Origin of the sequence: Polaromonas sp. CG_23.6 (genome assembly GCF_029892315.1) — a bacterium.
Classification (GTDB): domain Bacteria; phylum Pseudomonadota; class Gammaproteobacteria; order Burkholderiales; family Burkholderiaceae_C; genus Polaromonas.
This window is the reverse complement of the sequence record NZ_JARXUY010000001.1, coordinates 3,205,264-3,224,803: the sequence shown is the minus strand read 5'-3', so window position 1 is coordinate 3,224,803 and position 19,540 is coordinate 3,205,264. Positions and strand designations below refer to the sequence as shown.

The 19,540-nt window shown below is 62.1% G+C and carries 18 protein-coding genes; 8 read left to right on the top strand and 10 right to left on the bottom strand.

Annotated elements, in window-relative coordinates; all coding sequences use genetic code 11:
- Positions 1-314: 314 nt before the first annotated feature.
- The gene (locus H4V98_RS15280; protein WP_196862321.1) at positions 315-1,199 is read left to right on the top strand and encodes a transporter substrate-binding domain-containing protein; all 885 of its coding nucleotides are present in this window, start codon (positions 315-317) and stop codon (positions 1,197-1,199) included.
- 287 nt (positions 1,200-1,486) lie between these two features.
- On the opposite strand, the gene H4V98_RS15275 is transcribed toward H4V98_RS15280, so the two are convergent.
- The 3 genes from H4V98_RS15275 to H4V98_RS15265 all read right to left on the bottom strand — a co-directional run bounded on the left by H4V98_RS15275 (position 1,487) and on the right by H4V98_RS15265 (position 4,155).
- Positions 1,487-1,903 (bottom strand): RNA-binding S4 domain-containing protein, encoded by a 417-nt coding sequence (locus H4V98_RS15275; protein WP_196862320.1) that lies wholly within the window; start codon positions 1,901-1,903, stop codon positions 1,487-1,489.
- Positions 1,904-3,313 (bottom strand): sensor histidine kinase, encoded by a 1,410-nt coding sequence (locus H4V98_RS15270; RefSeq protein ID WP_196862454.1) that lies wholly within the window; start codon positions 3,311-3,313, stop codon positions 1,904-1,906. It abuts the gene before it with no gap.
- 149 nt (positions 3,314-3,462) lie between these two features.
- Complete coding sequence (locus tag H4V98_RS15265; protein WP_196862319.1) at positions 3,463-4,155, bottom strand: response regulator transcription factor; 693 nt, start codon at positions 4,153-4,155, stop codon at positions 3,463-3,465.
- Between the two features lie 98 nt (positions 4,156-4,253).
- On the opposite strand from H4V98_RS15265, the gene H4V98_RS15260 reads away from it, so the two are divergent.
- The 3 genes from H4V98_RS15260 to H4V98_RS15250 all read left to right on the top strand — a co-directional run bounded on the left by H4V98_RS15260 (position 4,254) and on the right by H4V98_RS15250 (position 7,429).
- Positions 4,254-5,213, top strand: a complete 960-nt coding sequence (locus H4V98_RS15260) for a tripartite tricarboxylate transporter substrate-binding protein (RefSeq protein WP_196862318.1) — start codon at positions 4,254-4,256, stop codon at positions 5,211-5,213.
- Positions 5,214-5,413: 200 nt separating this feature from the next.
- Complete coding sequence (locus H4V98_RS15255; RefSeq protein ID WP_196862317.1) at positions 5,414-5,926, top strand: tripartite tricarboxylate transporter TctB family protein; 513 nt, start codon at positions 5,414-5,416, stop codon at positions 5,924-5,926.
- Entirely contained in the window at positions 5,927-7,429 is a 1,503-nt protein-coding gene (locus H4V98_RS15250; protein ID WP_196862316.1) for a tripartite tricarboxylate transporter permease, read from the top strand.
- A gap of 447 nt (positions 7,430-7,876) precedes the next feature.
- Here H4V98_RS15250 and H4V98_RS15245 read toward each other — a convergent pair whose 3' ends face one another.
- From H4V98_RS15245 to H4V98_RS15235, 3 genes are all read right to left on the bottom strand, one after another.
- Positions 7,877-8,512 (bottom strand): LysE family translocator, encoded by a 636-nt coding sequence (locus H4V98_RS15245; protein ID WP_196862315.1) that lies wholly within the window; start codon positions 8,510-8,512, stop codon positions 7,877-7,879.
- Positions 8,513-8,550: 38 nt separating this feature from the next.
- Positions 8,551-10,023 (bottom strand): amidase, encoded by a 1,473-nt coding sequence (locus H4V98_RS15240; protein ID WP_196862314.1) that lies wholly within the window; start codon positions 10,021-10,023, stop codon positions 8,551-8,553.
- An 82-nt stretch (positions 10,024-10,105) separates the two neighbouring features.
- A complete protein-coding gene (locus H4V98_RS15235) occupies positions 10,106-10,858 on the bottom strand; it encodes a DUF4386 family protein (protein WP_196862313.1) in 753 nt (250 codons plus the stop codon).
- Positions 10,859-11,195: 337 nt separating this feature from the next.
- Here H4V98_RS15235 and H4V98_RS15230 point away from each other — a divergent pair, with 337 nt between their 5' ends.
- A complete protein-coding gene (locus H4V98_RS15230; RefSeq protein ID WP_196862311.1) occupies positions 11,196-12,005 on the top strand; it encodes an AraC family transcriptional regulator in 810 nt (269 codons plus the stop codon).
- A gap of 519 nt (positions 12,006-12,524) precedes the next feature.
- On the opposite strand, the gene hemH is transcribed toward H4V98_RS15230, so the two are convergent.
- The gene (hemH, locus tag H4V98_RS15225) at positions 12,525-13,628 is read right to left on the bottom strand and encodes a ferrochelatase (RefSeq protein WP_196862310.1); all 1,104 of its coding nucleotides are present in this window, start codon (positions 13,626-13,628) and stop codon (positions 12,525-12,527) included.
- 20 nt (positions 13,629-13,648) lie between these two features.
- Between hemH and H4V98_RS15220 the strand changes: the two genes are divergently transcribed.
- Both H4V98_RS15220 and H4V98_RS15215 read left to right on the top strand, forming a co-directional pair.
- Entirely contained in the window at positions 13,649-14,353 is a 705-nt protein-coding gene (locus tag H4V98_RS15220; RefSeq protein ID WP_280757672.1) for an HAD-IA family hydrolase, read from the top strand.
- A gap of 8 nt (positions 14,354-14,361) precedes the next feature.
- On the top strand, positions 14,362-14,994 hold the full coding sequence (locus H4V98_RS15215; RefSeq protein ID WP_280757671.1) for a glutathione S-transferase family protein: 633 nt from the start codon (positions 14,362-14,364) through the stop codon (positions 14,992-14,994).
- A 64-nt stretch (positions 14,995-15,058) separates the two neighbouring features.
- On the opposite strand, the gene hpnE is transcribed toward H4V98_RS15215, so the two are convergent.
- The 3 genes from hpnE to hpnC all read right to left on the bottom strand — a co-directional run bounded on the left by hpnE (position 15,059) and on the right by hpnC (position 18,241).
- Entirely contained in the window at positions 15,059-16,321 is a 1,263-nt protein-coding gene (gene hpnE / locus H4V98_RS15210; RefSeq protein WP_280757670.1) for a hydroxysqualene dehydroxylase HpnE, read from the bottom strand.
- A gap of 135 nt (positions 16,322-16,456) precedes the next feature.
- Positions 16,457-17,299 carry a presqualene diphosphate synthase HpnD gene (hpnD, locus tag H4V98_RS15205; RefSeq protein WP_196862306.1) on the bottom strand — a complete coding sequence of 281 codons (843 nt, stop codon included), beginning with the start codon at positions 17,297-17,299 and terminating at the stop codon, positions 16,457-16,459.
- 78 nt (positions 17,300-17,377) lie between these two features.
- On the bottom strand, positions 17,378-18,241 hold the full coding sequence (hpnC, locus tag H4V98_RS15200) for a squalene synthase HpnC (RefSeq protein ID WP_280757669.1): 864 nt from the start codon (positions 18,239-18,241) through the stop codon (positions 17,378-17,380).
- A gap of 132 nt (positions 18,242-18,373) precedes the next feature.
- On the opposite strand from hpnC, the gene H4V98_RS15195 reads away from it, so the two are divergent.
- Entirely contained in the window at positions 18,374-19,537 is a 1,164-nt protein-coding gene (locus H4V98_RS15195) for an efflux RND transporter periplasmic adaptor subunit (protein WP_280757668.1), read from the top strand.
- Positions 19,538-19,540 lie beyond the last annotated feature (3 nt).

Below are 19,540 nucleotides of genomic sequence, written 5' to 3'. Positions count from 1 at the left end.
AATTCAGTCAATCTGGCAAACGGACTAATGAATTGCTGCAGTCATCGTTGACACGTGGCAAGACGCGTGATGGCTGCTGCCGCTCCTCTTGGGGCGTGCGCTGTGCACAGTTGAAAGCCGCAGCTCTGCACGCAGTTGTTGGTTAATGCATTGCGGCGGTTGTGTCAGGCGTCCGGTCAGGTCTGGGCTTGGGTAAACCATAGGCTTGCACGACAGGTTTATGGTCAAAATCAGCGTCACTCATCTGGGTTGCTTGTTGTGGAAAATTTTTTCCTGACACGCAAGCGCCCTTTACTTTCTTGAAAGATAAAAGCATGACACCCTCGATCCTCATGACCGCCGTTTTGCTGACCTTCGGTCTGGCCTCTGGCACCAGCGCGCAGACCCTTCAGAAAATCAATGAAAGCAACAAGATCACCGTGTCTTACCGCGAGGCGTCGGTGCCGTTCAGCTACCTGATCGGCTCGTCCAAGTCGGTCGGATTTTCAGTCGAACTGACCGATGCCATCGTGGACGACGTGCGCAAGAAGCTCAACAAGCCCAATCTTCAAGTTGCCACCATGCCGGTAACTTCGCAAAACCGAATTCCATTGCTGGTCAACGGCACCTATGACATCGAATGCGGATCGACGACCAACAACACCGCCCGGGGCAAGGATGTGACGTTTGCCATCAACCATTTCTACACTGGCACGCGTTTGCTGACCAAGAAAAGCTCGGGCATTAAAAACTATGCCGACTTGGCCAAAAAAACGGTGGCCAGCACCACCGGCACCACCAACGCGCAGGTGATGCGCAAGTACAACGCCGACAACAACCTCGACATGCAACTGATCCTCGGCAAGGACCATGATGATTCGCTGCTTCTGGTGGAAAACGACCGCGCCCTGGCGTTTGCCATGGACGACATCCTGCTGTTCGGCCTGATGGCCAACTCCAAGAATCCTGCGGCGCTGGAAGTGGTGGGTGATTCATTGCAGGTCGAGCCCTACGCCTGCATGCTGCGCAAAGACGACCCGGAATTCAAGAAGCTGGTCGATGGCACCATCACCCGCCTGATGAAGTCGGGCGAATTCGAGAAGCTGTACACCAAGTGGTTCATGTCGCCGATTCCCCCCAAAGGCGTGAACCTGAACCTGCCCATGAGCCAGCAGCTCAAGGCCAACCTGAAGGCCATGAGCGCCGCACCGGCGATGTAGTTTCGAAACTGCCCGGGTCGCAGGAAACTTGCCGTGTTCTATTCTGTCGTTGCGGACCTGATCCGCAATCCATTCACCCGCTGAACACAATGCATGGTTCCCGGGTCAAGCCCGGGATGACAGAAGAGGCGGGATGACAGAAGAGGTGCAATGACAGCAATACCTGATATGCGCGTAAACCTGAAAAGCGAACTGAGTGGTTACATATTTTTGATTAAAAAGCCTTCTTGCGCAATGGGAACGTGCGCAAGCAGCTATTAAAAAAGTAGCAATTAACGGGTGATCGGCTAACGGTCGGCCGAGGCGCTCCAGCGGTTGTCCCAGTCCTTGCCTTGGGCCTTGTCCATGCTGCGGCGGTCGCGCTTGGTGGGACGGCCGTGTTCCAGCGTGCTGGCGGGGTCGCTGGTCAGGTGCCGTTGTTCGGCAGCCTGCGCCTTGAGCGCCAGGCTTTCCGGGGTTTCCTCATAAAGCTGCTGCGCCACCGGCGCCGGACCGCGCTGGCTGCTGATGCCGCGGACCACCAGCGTGCGGACAAGCGTTCCCTGCCGCAGCGCCACGGTGTCTCCCGCCTTGACTTCGCGCGAAGGCTTGGCTTCGAGGTCATTGACGCGGACGCGTCCCTTATCGATTTCCTCCACGGCGAGCGAACGCGTCTTGTAAAAGCGTGCGGCCCAGAGCCATTTGTCGATGCGCAATTTTTCCATTCATCTTTCTCCTGATTTCATATTCTGGACCAGTGGCAGTCGCACCGTGGCATCAAGGCCCATCACCCTGCCATGTGCAAGCCGATTTTCCAGTGCGATGCTGCCGCCCAGCGCCTGTACGATCTCCAGGCAGATGGCCAGTCCCAGGCCGGAGCCGTGGGGAACGTCGCCGGCCGAAAAGGGCTGGTAGAGCCGCGCCGCCAGCTCGTCCGGAATGCCGGGGCCGCTGTCGCTGACGCTCAAGACCACCCGGCCGGCCTCGCAGGCGGTGCGCACCGTCAAGTTTCCGCCCGGCGGCGTGTGCTTGATGGCGTTGTGCAGCAGGTTGCGCGTCAGCTCGCCCAGCATCCATTCATGCGCCTGGACGCGTCCGGGCTGCGTCTCGATGCCGAAGTCGATGTCCTTTTCGGCAATCAGCGGCGACAGGTCCAGCGCCACCTGCCGCGCCACCTGGGCCAGGTCAATGGCCTGCGGGTCGGGCTGCTGGCGCAATTGCTCGACCTTGGCCAGCGCCAGCATCTGGTTGGCCAGCTGCGTGGCGCGGTCCACCGTCTGGCTGATGTCGGCCAGCGCCTCGTTCGCGTCCAGGTCGCCGCGCAGCGCCGACTGCACCTGCACCTTGAGCACCGCCAGCGGCGTGCGCAGCTGATGCGCGGTGTCGCGCACGAAGCGCTTCTGGTTTTCCAGCAGGTGCTGCAGCCGGCCCATCACCTGGTTGGTGGCATCAACCAGCGGCAGCAGTTCGCGCGGCGCATCGCGCGCGTCAATGACGCTCAGGTCGCCTTCGGCCCTGGCCTGAAGTTCGGCGCTGAGCCGGCGTACCGGCCGCGTGGCGCGCTGCACCACGACCACCACCACCAGCGCAATCACGGCCAGCAGCAGCGCCTGTCGCCACAGCGTGTCGAACAAAATCTTGCGCGCCAGAGTGGTGCGCAGTTCCAGCGTTTCCGCCACCTGGATGACGGCCATGCCCCGGCCTTTGGAACTGGCGACCGGCTGCAGCAGCACAGCGACGCGCACCGCGTCATCGCCAAACACATCGTCATAAAAATCCACCAGTGCAGCATACGGCGGCTTGGCCGGAATGCGGCCGCGCCAAAACGGCAGTCCGGCAAAACCCGACACCATTTCGCCGTCCAGGCTGGACACGCGGTAGAACAGGCGGCTCTGGTTGTCGGCCTCGAAGGCTTCCAGCGCGGCATACGGGACGGCAACGCGCAACACGGACAGCTCGTCGTAGCCGGTCACGTCGAGCTGCTCGCCAATTGATTTGGCCGAAGCGAGCAGGGTGCGGTCATAGGCGGTGTTGATGGCGCTGAACGCCTGGTTGTACAGCCCCACGGTGTTGACGATGACCAGCAGGCCGACGGGCAGCAAGATGCCTAAAAGCAGGTATCGCCTGAGCGAGATAGCCCCCACGCTTGTCGCTTCGCGTACTGCGCTGCCCCCCAAGGGGGCCGTTGCGCCTATGGTCCGGCGAAGCCGGTTCCATGGCACTGGCTGGTGTGAAGTAGCCCCTGCGCTGGCCGGTTCGTTTGCTGTGCTGTCTTTATCCTGGCTCACGCATCGACCTTCAGCAGGTAACCCAGGCCGCGCAGCGTGACCAGCGTCACGCCGGTCCCCATCAGTTTCTTGCGCAGCCGGTAGACGACCACTTCGACCGCTTCGTACTGCACTTCGGCTTCGCCCGGAAACACCAGCTCGAACAGCTTTTCCTTGGACACCGCATGGCCGGGCTTGACGATGAGCGCCTGCAGCAGCGCCAGTTCGCGCGGCGTGAGGTCCAGCACCAGGCCATGGTGGTAAATGGCGCCACTCTCTTTTTCATAGCGAAGTGTGCCCGCCAGATAGGCGGTAGAGCCTGATTCGGTATGTGATGCAGGGCGGCGGCGGACCAGCGCACGCAGCCGCGCCTCCAGTTCGTCCAGGTCGAAAGGCTTGGGCAGGTAGTCATCGGCCCCTGTGTTCAGGCCGATGATGCGGTCGCCCACCGTGCCGCGCGCCGTCAGGATCAGCACTGGCGTGGCCAGCCCCTGGCGGCGTGCCTGCGCCAGCACCTGCAGGCCGTCGAGGCCCGGCAGGCTCAGGTCAAGTACCACCACGTCGGGCTGGACGGACGTCCATTGCGCCAGGGCCAGCCGGCCGTCGGTGCAGGCGAACACCTCGATGCCGCGTCGGCCGAGCGTGCGCTGCAAAGCGGTCTGCATCGAGGCGTCGTCTTCAATCAACAGCAATTTCAGAGTCGAAGTCATGGCCCGGACATTAGCACTTTCCCCTAGGTTTCAAGACAGCCGTTTGACAGCCACGGCATGCATCATCAAGGGGTTCATTCCACTACAAGGAGACATTCATGCGTCGCGACACTTTTTTGAAATCCATGGCGGCCCTGGCGGCTGCGGGTGCCTTTCCACTGTCGGCCTTTGCCGCTGCCAATGTCAAGATGATGGTGCCGGCCAACCCCGGCGGCGGCTGGGACACCACCGGTCGGGCGCTGGGCAAGGCACTGGTCGATTCGGGCGCGGCCGCCACCGTGAGCTATGACAACAAGGGCGGCGCCGCCGGCGCGCTCGGCTTGGCGCAGTTTGTCAACGGCAGCAAGGGCGACCCGAACGCCCTCATGGTGATGGGTGCGGTGATGCTGGGTGGACAGATCACGGGCAAGCCGCCCGTCAGCCTGAGCCAGGCGACGCCGATTGCGCGCTTGTCGAGCGAATACAACGTATTCGTGGTGCCGGCCGATTCACCTTTCAAATCGATCAAGGAAGTGGTCGAGCAGCTGAAGAAAGACCCGGGCAGCGTGAAGTGGGGCGGCGGCTCGCGCGGCGCCACCGAGCACATTGCCGCCGCCATGATTGCCCGCGAGGTCGGCGCCGATCCGGCCAAGATCAACTACGTCGCCTTCCGGGGCGGCGGCGAAGCCACGGCGGCCATCCTGGGCGGCAACGTGACCATCGGCGGCAGCGGCTACAGCGAATTTGCCGAGTACATCACCACCGGCAAGATGCGTGCGCTGGCGGTGACGTCCGAAGCGCGCCTGCCGGGCGTGAACATTCCGACGCTCAAGGAACAAGGCATCAACGTGGTGATCGGCAACTGGCGCGGCGTGTATGGCGCGCCCGGCATCACGCCGGCCCAGCGCCAGGAACTCACCGACATGGTCCTGAAGGCCGTCAAGTCCAAGAGTTGGCTCGAAGCTTCCCAGAAAAACAGCTGGACGCCTGCCGTGCTGAGCGGTCCGGCTTTTGATAAGTTTGTCGATGACGACTTTGCCGCCTTGCGCGCCACCATGGTGAAGTCCGGGATGATCTGAGGCCGCAGGCTGCTACCTCCTGTGATTTTTCAAGGAAAAAAGGGAATGCCGCTTTGCTGCGTTGCGCTCCCGTTCTTCCCTTTCGCCGGTGCCTGCTCCATGCAGCGCGGGTGCGACCGCCGCAAACCGGTTGTTTGTGCAATAGCTTCCATTCCGGTCAACTTTTCGTGCGCCGAAGATATCCCAATTGGTAACAAGTGATGACCACTCCCAAAAATACATACCCGCTCCAGACGCTGGTTGGCGTCGGCGTGCTGCTGATCGGCCTCGGTCTGGCCGCAGGCGCACTCACCATCCCGTCGGCGGCCGGTTACGGCGGCGTCGGCCCCAACTTTCTGCCCTGGCTGGTGGCCGTGTCGCTGCTGGTGTGCAGCGGCTTCATCATCTGGGAGTCGCGCTCGGGTGGCTTTCGGGCGATGGACGAATCCGCTGACGGCCCCCGGCCCTACTGGCTGGGCTTTGCCTGGATGTCGGCCGGGCTGCTGGCCAATGCCGCGCTGATCACCACCATCGGCTTTATCTTCAGCTGCACGCTGTGTTTCGTGCTGGCAGTCCAGGGCCTCAAAGGCGCGGAAGGCCGCAACGACCGCGGGGCTGCGGCCATGCTCAAGGACACGCTGATCGGCATGGCCATTGCCGCCCCGGTGTTCTGGATGTTCACCCAATTCCTGGCCATCAACCTGCCAGGCCTGACCTCGACGGGATGGCTCTAAATGGATATCTTCAACCAGCTGCTGCAGGGCTTTGCCACGGCGGCCACGCCCATCAACCTGATCTGGTGCTTTGTCGGCTGCGCGCTGGGCACGGCCATTGGCGTGCTGCCCGGCATCGGGCCGGCCGTGGCCGTGGCCATGCTGCTGCCGATCACGGTCAAGGTCGAGGCCACGGCATCGATGATCTTTTTTGCCGGCATCTACTATGGCGCCATGTACGGCGGCTCGACCACCTCAATTTTGCTGAACACGCCGGGGGAAACCGCCAGCATGGTCACGGCCATGGAAGGCAACAAGATGGCCAAGAGCGGCCGTGCCGGCGCGGCGCTGGCCACCGCCGCCATCGGCTCGTTCGTGGCCGGCACGATTGCCACGGTGCTGGTCACGCTGTTCGCGCCCATCGTCGCCGACCTGGCGGTCAAGCTCGGGCCGCCCGAATACTTCATGCTGATGCTGCTGGCCTTCACCACCGTGAGCGCGGTGCTGGGCAAAAGCACGGTGCGCGGCATGACGGCGCTGTTCATCGGTCTGGCTGCCGGCCTGGTCGGGCTGGACCAGATTTCGGCGCAGGCGCGCTACACCGGCGGCGTTCCCGAACTGCTCGACGGCGTCGAGATCGTGCTGGTCGCCGTCGGCCTGTTTGCCGTTGCCGAGGCCATGTACGCAGTGCTTTATGAAGGCCGCATCATCGATACCCAGAACAAGCTGAGCCGGGTCCACATGACCCGGCGCGACTGGCGCCGTTCCTGGCCAGCCTGGCTGCGCGCCACGGCGATAGGCGCGCCGTTCGGCTGCATTCCGGCCGGTGGAACGGAAATCCCGACCTTTCTGAGCTATGCAGTCGAGAAAAAGCTCGCCAAGGGCGAAGACAAGGCCGAGTTTGGGACGCAAGGCGCCATTGAAGGCGTGGCCGGCCCGGAAGCGGCCAACAATGCCACCGTCACCATGGCCATGATTCCGCTGCTGACCCTGGGAATTCCGACGTCGAACACCACGGCGATTTTGCTGGGCGCATTCCAGAACTATGGCATCCAGCCCGGCCCGCAGCTGTTCACCACCTCGTCGTCGCTGGTCTGGGCCTTGATCGCCTCGCTCTACATCGGCAACGTGATGCTGCTGGTGCTCAACCTGCCGATGGTCGGCCTGTGGGTCAAGCTGCTGAAAATCCCGAAGCCTTACCTCTACGCCGGCATTTTGATTTTTGCCACGGTTGGCGTGTACGGCATGCGCCAGAGCGCGTTTGACTTGTTCCTGCTGTACGGCATCGGCGTCCTGGGCGTGGTCATGCGGCGTTTTGACTTTCCAACCGCGCCGGTGGTCGTCGGCATGATCCTCGGCCCTCTGGCCGAAGCGCAGTTGCGCAACGCGATGTCGATCGGCGAGGGCAGCGCCATGGTGTTTTTGCAGCGCCCGGTGTCACTGATCCTGTTGGTGGTGGTGGTGTCCGTGCTGGTGCTACCGCGCCTGTTCAAACGCTGGGCTGGACGGCGAAAACTAGCTTGAATAGGCTGAAAATCGGCATTAAAAATGGCTTTTTCGCTTGTGGCACGGGCATAAGCAGCTATTGAAAATATAGCGGCTTGCGACGTTGAATACGCTCGATTGCCTTATGGCGCGATGGAGTGTTTTCGGTGCAGCGTTTGCTGACAGTGACATTTGCCGCCTTGGCATTGACAGCCTTTGCTTTTCTTGAAGCGGGTGACTGCTTTGCAGCGGGAGCGGTCAATCATGTTTGACGTTTGAGCGGCATGGATGGGCCAGTTCCTGCCGTTCGCGAATGTCGGCTAGGAGATACCGAGAATGATCCACTTGCTGGGCTAGGTTTTAGCTCTGTGATTTCCGCTGCGGGCTGGAAGCCGACTTTACCGGCGCTCCGAAGCAGTCACTCAAATGGCAGGTTAGCGTTGGAGGCCAGGCGCAGCCGCAGGCTGTCCGCCCTGGGCCGACCCGTCAGGCTCCACTAGTTGACCTCCGTGCGGCAAGCAAACCTATGCCTGCAGTCCCCAGCAGCGATCCGCAAGTACGGTTGAATATCTGCTGTCGACGAGGCTCCGAGAACCATTTTCGCAGATGGCTTCCCATATATGCGTAAGCTGCAATCGCAATCCATTCCAAACCCAGAAAAAGCGCACCAAGCACAGCAAACTGTGGTCCCGCAGGCTTTGAAATATCTACGAACTGAGGAAGAAATGCAGTGAATATGAGGATGGCCTTTGGATTACCCGCCGCAACCAGAAATTCTTGGCGTGCAAGTGAAAAAATGCTTTGCCGTGAGCCAGTATGTTTAGTATTTTCGTCGGCGGGAGCGGCCCTCCATAACTGGAACGCAAGGTAGAAAAGATACGCGGCCCCGACGACCTTGACTGCGTAAAACAAAATCTCCGAGGCCTGAAGGACGGTGGCAAGACCTGCTGCAGCAATGGCGATCATGCCGACGAAGGCGATGAGGCGACCGACTCCAGCGACTGACGCGGACCAAAAACCATAGCGAGTCGCATTTGACACGGAAAGGAGGTTGTTTGGGCCTGGTGCCATGTTCAGAGCGAAGCACGCGGGAACAAAAAGAAGAAGAGCATCAATGGACATGTTGTGCTTTGTGTGTGGTCTAACGTCGAAGGTAACGCTTATTGCAGTGGGTAGTGGAACTTATCCGCGTAGGAGTCCAGCACCTTGGCTACCTGGAGCAAGCGCCGGTCACTGTAGCACTTGCCGGCCACCTGGATGTTGACGGGAAGACCGGATTGGCCCAGGCCGATGGGCATGGAAACCACCGGACTGTTGGTGGTTGAAAAGACAGTCGTGTACGACTGGGTGGCGACGTAGTAATGGATGTCCGCACCATCCACTTGCAACGGCTGGTTGTATATCTTGAAATCGCCAAGCTTCTTGCTGTGCGCATGGTGCCTGAACGCGGTGGTCGCGCTGACGGGGCACAACCAAGCGTCGTATTCCGAGAGAAAGTTGTCCATCTTGGTGATGTACTGGCTTTGCAGCTCAAACGCTTGCATCAGCTTCTTCACAGAAGTTGGACCCACAATTTTTCTTTGCATAGGAATATTTTTCAAAGTGCCTTTCGAGAACAGATGACCGATGGAGCGCTTCAAATTCGACATGTCGTAGTTGCCTTGCGCCCCCACAAAACTACCCCAGGTTTCCCAGATTTCGTTGTAGTCCATTCCTTGCGGTTCAACCTTGTGGACGGTGGCACCCACTTGAACCAATGTCTTCACAAAGGCATGCAGTTTGTCTTTGATCTCTGCACTGACCGGAACCCCACCAAAGTCATCGGTCCATGCAATTTTGAGCTTGGAGATGTCGACACTTCCGCCCATGTCAGCCAGCAGCGGCGCGACATTTCTGTCATGGGATGTCGGTTGCGTCAGCACGTCCAACGCCAGTGCCAGATCATCGATCGAACGCGCCAGCGGCCCAGCAACGGCCAGCGTGCGGTAGCCATTGATCTCGCCGGGGAGCGGGACGATGTGTCCTTCGAACGAGACCACGCCATGCGTCGGTTTCAATCCATAAACGCCGCAAAAGCTCGCAGGCAAACGAATAGAGCCCGCCAGGTCACTGCCCAGCGAAAGAGATGTCATGCCGGTTGCCAGCGCAGTGGCGCACCCACCACTGGAGCCGGCGGGTGTGCGCTCGACATCCCACGGATTGTTGGTCTTGCCGAAGATGGGGTTGTCCGTTTGCATGTCCATGGCCAGCGTGGGCGTATTGGTCCTGCCAATGATGATCGCGCCAGCGTCTTTCAGAAGCTCGACCGCCACCGCATCGGTATCGGGGATGTGGTCCTTGAGCGGGAGGTAACCCGCAGTGGTGCGTGAACCCTTGACGCGATAAGTGTCTTTGATCGTGATCGGAACCCCATGCAGTGGGCCACAAGGTTTACCAGCGCGCTTGGCTTGATCTGCCTGGTCTGCTTGCGCTAGAGCCTGCGCCTCGTGGAGCGTCACTATGGCGTTGAAGGTGGGGTTCTGCTTTTTGGCTTGCGCCAGAAATGCCTCGACAGTTTCCCGAGCAGTGACTTCGCCGGAACGAATCATTGCGGCAAGTTGGCTGGCCGAAAGAAAATTGAGTGATGATTTCATGAATGCTCCATTGATTCTGGATAGGGTGCGGGGTAAATTGAAAGTAGCGTTGCTGGCTGCGGCACGGATCGGAAGGCGATGTTCATGCTCGAGTCTCCAATCGTTGGGGCGGTAAGGCCAGCCCGGGAGGGCTCGGCCGGTGCCGTGCCAGCGCCACCCCAAGTACAAGCATCCAAATCGGCAGCACGACGTTGTTGAGCGCTGCGATAGGCTCGACCCATGTGATGACGTTGCGCAGCATGGCCAGGCCGCCCAGCAGGCTGGCCGACGCGCCGGCCACCATGAGCCAGCGCCGTCCAGAGGACGCCGCGCGGGTGAGCACTATGGCAGCGCACAGGAAAAACGAGTTCAGGAACAGCTCGCCCAGAAACTCGCCGACGAAGTTGCCGAGGTAGCTGTTGGAAGCGGCGAAGACCACAGTGATGGCCTCACGCGCGCCGGGGGACGCATCAGCGTAGGCTAGGGCTAGTTGCCAGTGCAAGCTCGGCCAGCGAAGCAAACCCGCCATCATGGCGGCGGCACTCAGCAAAGCACAGATCAAGGCCACCATGGCGGTCAGCGGCGCTGCATGGCGCCCGGCGGCATAGACCCCCATTGCGGTCGGCAAGAGCAGCAACGGGATCAATCCGTACAGCACCCAGACCGCGCGTCCGCCAGACCCTAGCGCAAGCAGCTGCGGTAACACCTGCGCGGCTGGCAGGTCCAGCACATCGGGGTAGCCGAAGCTGCGCGCCAGCACCATGAAGACGGCGGAGAACAGCAGCGTCGCGGCGATCAGCGAGCCACCGCCAAAGACAGTCGCTGCTCGCAAAAAATCATCTGAATCACGATTCACCATATACTCATTGGACACCTTGAACGGCGTGACGTAAGTGTCCAGTGAGCCGGTCCGATCAGCAATGACGGGACGCGCCACCGACTTGACCCGTTGCGCCAGATTTCTTTCCTGGATGGAGCCCCGATGCGCGAGGCTACGATTGCGACGTCGCTTCTGATCGACTTTCTCGGTTTTCTTGGCCGTCGAGGATTAGCAGCCGAAACGGTCTTTCGGGCAGCGCAGATCGACCCCTCTTGGGTCGACGACCCCAATTCACGTGTCCCCGCTGCGGCAATGGAACGGCTGTGGGCCGCGGCGGAGCAACTCACCGGCGACGCCGACCTAGGCCTGCACAGTGCACAGTGCAGAGGTCTACAACCCTGGCGCGTTAAGCATCGTCGGCTACGTGATCCTCAGCTGTCGGACGGCCGGTGAAGCGCTGGAGCGCCTTGCACGTTATGCGCCGTTGCTGAACGAGGGTCTGCAGGTCAAGGTCGAACACAAACAGGACACGACGATCTGCCGGTTCGGCGCGGCGGACGACCTCGGCAGCTACCTGCGTCGCTCACCCCGCCAAGTCATCGAGACCGTGGCTGCTGGCATCGTGCTCACGCTCGGGCGGGTGGCGACGCGGCCCCCGGTGCCGATCGCCGTGACCTTTCAGCATGCCGCGCCTGCGTCTATTGCCGAGCATGCGCGGCTGCTGGGCCCCGTGGTCCGTTTTGATCAACTCGAGAACGCAGTCGTGTATTCCACTTCGGCGCTGGCGGCAGGTATGCTGTCAGCCGATCCAGCGCTGCTGGAGGTGTTTGAGGGGGACGCCCGGCGTCGCCTCGAACAACTCAAATCACACGGCACAGTGAGTGGCCGGGTGCAAAGCATCGTCGGTGCGCGCCTGAAGGGTGAAGTGCCAAGCCTGGCCGTAATTGCCTCAGAACTGGCGATGAGTGAACGATCGGTTCAGCGCAGCCTCACCGAGGAGTCCACCTCTTACCGTGAAATCGTCGACGAGGTTCGCAAGGACCTGGCGCTGTCTCACCTGTCGAGGCCTGGCGCCACGGCCGCCGACGTGGCATTCCTGCTAGGGTTCTCTGAACCCAGCGCATTCACACGTGCGTTCCGCCGCTGGACCGGGTCGTCGCCCTCCCAATTCAGGTGCGCTTAAGACTACGACTCAGTGCGCATAGCTACTATGGCATTCAGTGCGCGCAGGAGCGGCGGGTTGATTGCACGGCAAGTTGTGAAGCAGGAGGGAGCCTCCTCAGCCACCAAGCTAAAGTGGCCCGTGCACGCATACCGGCTTGACGTAAACCTGACCGCCGTGGCTTACCGCTCCTGGCCCGGTCCTGAAGTTCATCCATGCATCACCAATGACTGGAATCGCGGCAATCCGGACCGCCGTTCCGGTGGCAGCGCAGCTCAATCGGATGACTGCTTTGTGGCGATGAGTCCAAGAGTCTGAAATTCCGCTTTGTCGTCGGAAACTGCCCTTCGATCTGAAACCTTGAATGACTGGAATCAGTCTGAACCAGCCCTTCAGTTGGTGATGCTCAATCAGCCGGCATTGGCTGACCGCAACCACAGCGAATCAGCACATTGCTTCCATAAAAATCAGCACCTGTCCAAGAAAAAAAGTGCAAGTAGCTATTAAAAAAATAGCAATAAAAAATCCGTTCCGGGTTTTTTATTGCCTGGCGCCAAGCGCCAAGGCAGCTGCACGAGACGCCGCGAGTTTGTGTGCATCGCGTGCCTCCCCGGTGTCCCAGCCGCCCATGTGCCGGATGGCAATGTCACTCAAGGCTGCGAGCCACCGGGGGCTGTCGTTCAGGCAGTCGATGTAGCTGAAGGTTTTGCCGCCCGCCTCCAGGAAGGCGTGGCGCGCCTCCATCGAGATTTCTTCCAGCGTTTCCAGGCAGTCGCCGGTGAAGCCGGGGCAGACCAGGTCAACGCTTTTCAAGCCCGACTGCGCCAGCTTGACCAGTGTCGGCTCGGTGTAGGGCTCGAGCCATTTGGCCTTGCCAAAGCGCGACTGGAAAGTCAGCTGCCAGCGGTCCTTGGCCAAGCCAAGGTTTTCGGCCAGCAGACGCGCGGTCTTGTGGCATTCGCAGTGGTAGGGGTCGCCCAGCATCAAGGTGCGCTCGGGCACGCCGTGAAAGCTCATGACCAGCTTGTCGGCCTGGCCGTTGAGTTTCCAATGCTGGCGAATCTTTTCAGCCAGCGCGTCGATGTAGCCCGGGTCGTCATGGTAGTTGTTGATGAATCGGAACTCGGGAATGCGCCGCACCTTCGCCGCCCAGGTGTAGACCGCGTCGAACACGCTGGCCGTGGTGGTGCCGCTGTACTGCGGATAGGCCGGCAGGATCAGGATGCGCGTGACGCCGTCAGCTTTCAGCTGGTCAAGCTGCGAGGCAATCGACGGGTTGCCGTAGCGCATCGCATAACGCACCTCGACCGGGTGGCCGCGCTGGCCCAGGTAACCGCGCAGCATGACCGCCTGTTTTTCAGTCCAGACCTTCAGCGGCGAGCCTTCGGGCAGCCACACGCTGGCGTACTTGGCAGCCGATTTTTTGGGCCGGGTGCGCAGAATGATGCCGTGCAGGATCAGCATCCAGATGGGCTTGGGAATCTCGACCACCCGCGCATCGCTCAGGAATTCGCCCAGATAGCGGCGCAGTGCCGGTGCGGTGGGCGCATCGGGCGTGCCCAGGTTGCACAGCAGGATGGCGGTGGTGGCGAGGGCCTTGGGCGGTGCGCCGTGGGCATACGAAGGCTCGGTTGCAAATGACATGCGGTATTCTCGCCTAAGCCATGCTCGATTTAACCCCCATCAAAGCCATCACCCTAGACCTGGACGACACACTCTGGCCGATTTGGCCGACTATCGAAAAAGCCGATCTTGCGTTGCATGACTGGCTTGTCCAGCATGCCCCGCAGACGGCGGCGCTGCTGGCCCAGCCGGCGGTGCGCCACGAGATTCGCGAGCATGTCAACGGCCTGTATCCCGAACTCCGGCACGACCTGAGCACCTTGCGCACCCGGGCCATCCGGCTGGCGCTTAGCCGCAGCGGCAACGACCCGGGCCTGGCTGAAGCGGCGTTCGAGGTGTTTTTTGCCGCGCGCCACCAGGTCACGCTGTTTGACGATGCGCTGCAGTCGCTGCAGTTTTTGTCGCGCCGGATGCCGCTGGTGGCGTTGTCCAACGGCAACGCCGACGTTCACCGCATCGGCATTGGCTCGTATTTCACGGCCAGCCTGAGCGCCCAGCAGTTCGGCGTCGGCAAGCCCGATCCGCGCATTTTTCATGCGGCGGCCAGCGCGGTCGGTCTGCAGGCGCACGAGGTGCTGCATGTGGGCGACGACGCTGAGCTTGATGTGCTGGCGGCGCTTGACTGCGGCATGCAGACCGTCTGGGTGAACCGCACCGACCATCCCTGGACGCACCCCGCCCAGCCGCACGAAATCGTAACCACGCTGACCGAGTTGTGTGACCTGTTTCCCCTAGAGCCCTACTGAAAGCCGACATGACCTTGAGAATCTATGGCACCGCAGCCTCCCGCGCTGCGCGCCCTTTGTGGGTCGCGCAGGAACTGGGTCTGGCCTATGAGCACATCGCCTTGCCCTATGTGGGCGGCGCCACGCGCACGCCCGAGTTTTTGAAGGTCAACCCGAACGGACGCATCCCGGTAGTGGACGACGACGGCGTGCTGGTCTGGGAGTCGATGGCCTGCACGGTCTACCTGGCCGAGCGTTTCCTGAGCCCCAACGGCCTGTCGCTGGCGGCACGCAGCCATGCCGAGCGCGCCGAGATCCTGCGCTGGACCTTCTGGGTCGTGACCGAATGCGAAAAGGACGCACTGATTTTTTTGATGCATGCCATGCTCATGCCGCCGGAGCGCCGCAAGCCGCAACTGGCCGAGGAATCGCTCAGGCACCTGGCGAGTCCGTTGCGCATCCTGGACCAGCATTTGCAGGGCCGCCCCTGGCTCGCCGGCGACCGCTTCACCGTGGCCGACATCTGCGTGGCGTCGGTGATTGCCTGGGTCGAAGGCGCGAGCGAGCTGATGGCGCAATGCCCGCAGGTGCGCGACTGGCTGCAGGGCTGCCTGGCGCGCCCGGCCTTCCAGCAGGTCCGTTATATGGCGCAAAGTGCCTGAAGCGCTTGTCCAGAAAGCACGCATAGCTATTAATTGATGAGTGTCTGGCCCTGCTGCCAGTGGTTCAGCACACGCTTCGGGCAGCCTCAAGTCCGGAGCGCACGGCGCCTTCCAGCGTGGCCGGATACGGGCCCGCCATGTAGTCGCCGCACGCCAGCAGGCCGTTGGCGATCTGCTGCGCCGGACGTTGCAAGTCTGGCGTGCAGGCGAAGGTGGCGCGTTTTTCGACAATCGTTTGCACCGGCTTCAAATCCTTCAAACCCAGTTGACGCGCGGCCTGCGCCAGAACTTGCCCTGTCAGCGTGGCGCTGTCGCCGGAGCTGGCGCTGATGACAAAGGCCAGCAGACCGGCCGGGCCACCGAACTGCGCCCGGTCAAAGACGAACTGGGCGGGTTCATCCGCGCTGGCATGCAGGGCCAGCATCGGCTGCGCCAGGCTGGCGCTGGCGCCATAGGCATAAACCGTGGTCAGCGCTTCATGCGTCAGGCTGCGTGCCTTCGCCATCCATGCGTCGGCGGCAACCCCGCTGCCTTGTACCAGGCGCGCCGCTTCAGCCAGCGGGCAGGCGAGCAGGACGCTGTCGAAGATTTCGCCGTCCACCGTCCACTGAGGGCCCGCTGGCAACAGCGACTGAACCCGCACCCCCAGCCGCTGTACGCCCCCGCGCACCGCCAGCCAGGCCAGCGCCGCATCGGGCAGCAGGGCGCTCAGGTCTGTGCGCGGCAGCAGCAAATTCGATCCGCCGCTTTGCGCAAACAGCGCATCGCGCATCACCCGCAGGAACACCTGCCCGCAAGCGCGTTCGGGCGGGGTGTTCAGTGCCGAGACACACAGCGGATCGATCAGCCAGGCCATCGGGCCGGGCGCCAGGTTGCGGCACAAGTCGCTGACAGATTGCCCGGGCGGACAGGTGAAGCCGCCCAGCCGCCAGCCCAGCGCCACCTTGAACAACGACAGCTTGTCGGCCCATGACCAGCCGCTGGCGGTCAATATGCCTGCGAAGGCGTCCAGCGGCGCCGGCCAGTCGGGCAGGGCCAGGCCGCTACCGTCCGGAAAGCGCATGGTCAGCGGCAGGCGAAGAAAGGACGCCGCCGCATCGACACCCACATCCTTCATCAGCTGCAGCGTCTCGGCATAGGCGCCGATCAGGATGTGCTGGCCGTTGTCCAGCGTGACAGGCAAACCATTCAGCGTCGCCATGACGCGCCTGGCACGGCCGCCAGCGATGCGCGAAGCCTCAAAAATCGTGACTTGGTGACCGAGCCGCGTGGCCTCGACCGCAGCAGCGCACCCAGCCCAGCCTGCGCCGATGATGGCAATGTTCATTTAACCAAATGCCTGTCAGCAGGCTGCGGCCCATACCAGCAGGGGCCGTGGAACCGGCTTCGCCGGGCCGCAGGCGCAGCAGCCCCCTCGGGGGGCAGCGAACCACACGCAGTGGGGAGCGTGGGGGCCATATAACTAAACTACTTTGCCGAAAGCCTGCGTTTTCCAGGCCAGCCAGAACTTGCGCAGCGGCGTCAGGCTGACGCGCTGGTGCAGCACCTGGAAGTTGTCGGCGGCGATTTCGCGCAGCAGCGTGCGGTAGATGCTGGCCATCATCAGGCCCGGTTTTTGCGCACGGCGGTCGGCATCCGGCAGCAGCGCCAGCGCTTCGTCGTACAGGCGCAGCGCGCGTTCGGTCTGGAACTTCATCAGCGCGCTGAAACGGTCCGAATATTCGCGCTTCAACACTTCGTGCGCCTTCACATCGAACTGCTGCAGTTCATTGACCGGGAGGTAGATGCGACCGCGCATCGCATCTTCGCCGACGTCGCGGATGATGTTGGTGAGCTGGAATGCCAGGCCCAGCTTGTGCGCATACGCCGTGGTGGCGTCGTCGGTCTGGCCAAAGATGCGCGCCGCCACTTCGCCGACGATGCCGGCCACCAAGTGGCAGTAGCGCTGGAGCGCCGGAAAATCCAGGTAGCGGTTTTGCGACAGGTCCATCATGCAGCCGTCGATGACCGCCTGCAGATGCCGCGCCTCGATGCCGTAGGTGGCGGTCATCGGCATCAAGGCTTTCATCACCGGATGTGTCGGGTTGCCGGCAAACGACTTGGCCACCTCGCCCTGCCACCAGCCCAGCTTGGTATGCGCCACGCCGGGGTCGGTGACTTCATCGACCACGTCGTCGATTTCGCGGCAGAACGCGTAAAAAGCGGTGATGGCTGCGCGCTTTTCCGTCGGCAAAAACAAAAAGGCGTAATAAAAACTGCTGCCGGAAGCGGCAGCCTTTTCCTGGACATAGTTCTCTGGCGTCATGCGCGGGATTGTCGCAGGCTGAAACGGCGGATTTGCTGCAGTAGGGGATACAAGGTTAAAAGCATCGGGGCTATATCCTTACATCCATAGAGCGCGCCAGCCCATCACGACCACATCCCATGCGCCAAGCTTGGGCCGCCGCCTCAGCGTGTCAAAGCCCTGTGCCTCAATCTTTTCCAGAATCCTCAGGCCGCCCTGGACCACCAGGCGCAGCTCCCAGCCGCCGCGTCCGGGGACCTTTTTCACCAGTTTTGAACCTTTTCGCATCATGGCGCCCGCCTGGCGTGCGTTGTCAGCTATTAAATTTAAAGTATTTTGGTGGCTTTCCAACCTCAGCAACTGCGCCTCATCGACGCCATGCGCGGCCCAGCTGACGGCGGGCAAATAAATCCGTCCACGCGCAATATCCTCCCCCAGGTCCTGCCAGAAGTTGATCAACTGCAATGCGCTGCAGATGCAGTCGCTTTGCGCCAATGATTTGGCATCGTTCACGCCGTACAAATGCAGCAGCAGCCGGCCGACCGGATTGGCCGAGCGGCGGCAGTAGTCCAGCAGTTCGGCCTGACTCGCATAGCGCTGCTTGACCACGTCCTGCTCGAAAGCACTCAGCAGGTCGGCCAGCAGAGGCACCGGCAAATCGAACTGCCGGATCACCGGGCCGAGCTGCCCGAACACCTCTGCCCAGCGGGGCGAAGGCGGCAAGCCGGCGGCGGTCGCCATCAGGTCGGCGCGGTAGGCGGCCAGGTCGTCCAGCCGGGTTTGCGGCAGCGCGTCGCCTTCGTCGGCGATGTCGTCGGCGGTGCGGGCAAACCAGTAGATGGCGGCGATGGCCGGGCGCAAATGTGGCGGACACAGCACCGTGGCCACCGGAAAATTCTCGTAATGGCTGACGCCTTGCAGGCTGGCGGGGTGCGCAGAAGAAGAAGTGGGGCCTGGATTCATGCGCTGGATTGTCGCTTGACAAGATTTTGCATTTCTCATAGATTACTAACCGATTAGTCAGTAGCACTTGACCGATGCCGCTTTGCACCAGACTGCCCGGACGCGTCCGGACCCTTTTCCCACCAGCCCATCATGAATAAAACCGTTGTTTCCCTGGCAGGCGCCGCCTTGCTGCTGGTCGCCTGCTCACGGCCCGCGCCGCCCGAGGAGCCGGTTCGCGCCGTAAAGGTCATCACCGTCGGCACCAGCGCCTATGCCCCCAGCCGGGAATATGCCGGTGAAGTCCGTGCCCAGGTCGAATCCCGGCTGGGTTTCAGGATTGGCGGCAAGCTCGTCAAGCGGCAGGCTGAACTCGGCCAGCAGGTCAGGGCCGGACAGGTGCTGGCGCAGCTCGACCCACAGGATTACCGCCTGGCCGCCGAGGCAGCTCGCGCGCAGGTAGCCGCTGCCGCCACCAACCGCAACCTGGCCGCCGCCGATTTCAAGCGCTACCAGGCGCTGAAGGATCAAAACTTCATCAGCGGCGCCGAACTGGAGCGCCGTGAGGCGACCCTGAAGGCCGCGCAGGCGCAACTGGAGCAGGCCCAGTCGCAGTCGGCGGTGCAGGGCAACCAGACCGGCTATGCGGTGCTGACGGCCGATGTGTCCGGCGTAGTGACGGCAGTGGAGGCCGAGCCGGGCCAGGTCGTCGCCGCCGGCGCCACCGTGGTGCGCATTGCCGCCGATGGCGTGCGCGACGTGGTGTTTTCTGTGCCGGAGGACAGGGTGGCCGGCATCAAGACGGGCGCGCCGGTGCGCATTCGCGTCTGGGCGCAGGGCACCGAGCTGCTAGGTGCGGTGCGCGAGGTGGCCGCCAGCAGCGACCCGGTGACGCGCACGTACCCGGTCAAGGTGTCGATCGAGGGCAAGGCACCGCCGCTGGGCGCGACGGTCTATGCCATTCTGGACAGCGGCGCTGCCACCGGCACGCCGGTCATCAAGTTGCCCACCAGCGCCTTGCGCCAGGAGGGCAATGCCACCGCTGTGTGGGTGCTGGACAAGTCCAGCATGACGGTCAGGTCTCAGGTCATCCAGGTGGCCACCGCCGATGGCAATGAGATCGTGGTCGGCGCTGGCCTGACGCCGGGCATGCTGGTGGTCAGCGCCGGCGTGCATGTGCTGTCGCCCGGTCAGAAAGTCACTATTTATGAATCAAAACTGCCTTCTGCGCAAGCAGGGCGGGTGCAAGCAGCTCCTGATTCAATAGCAAATCCGGTATTGGCTGCGCCAGCGGCGTCTGCTTCCGGCGCGAAGTGAGGC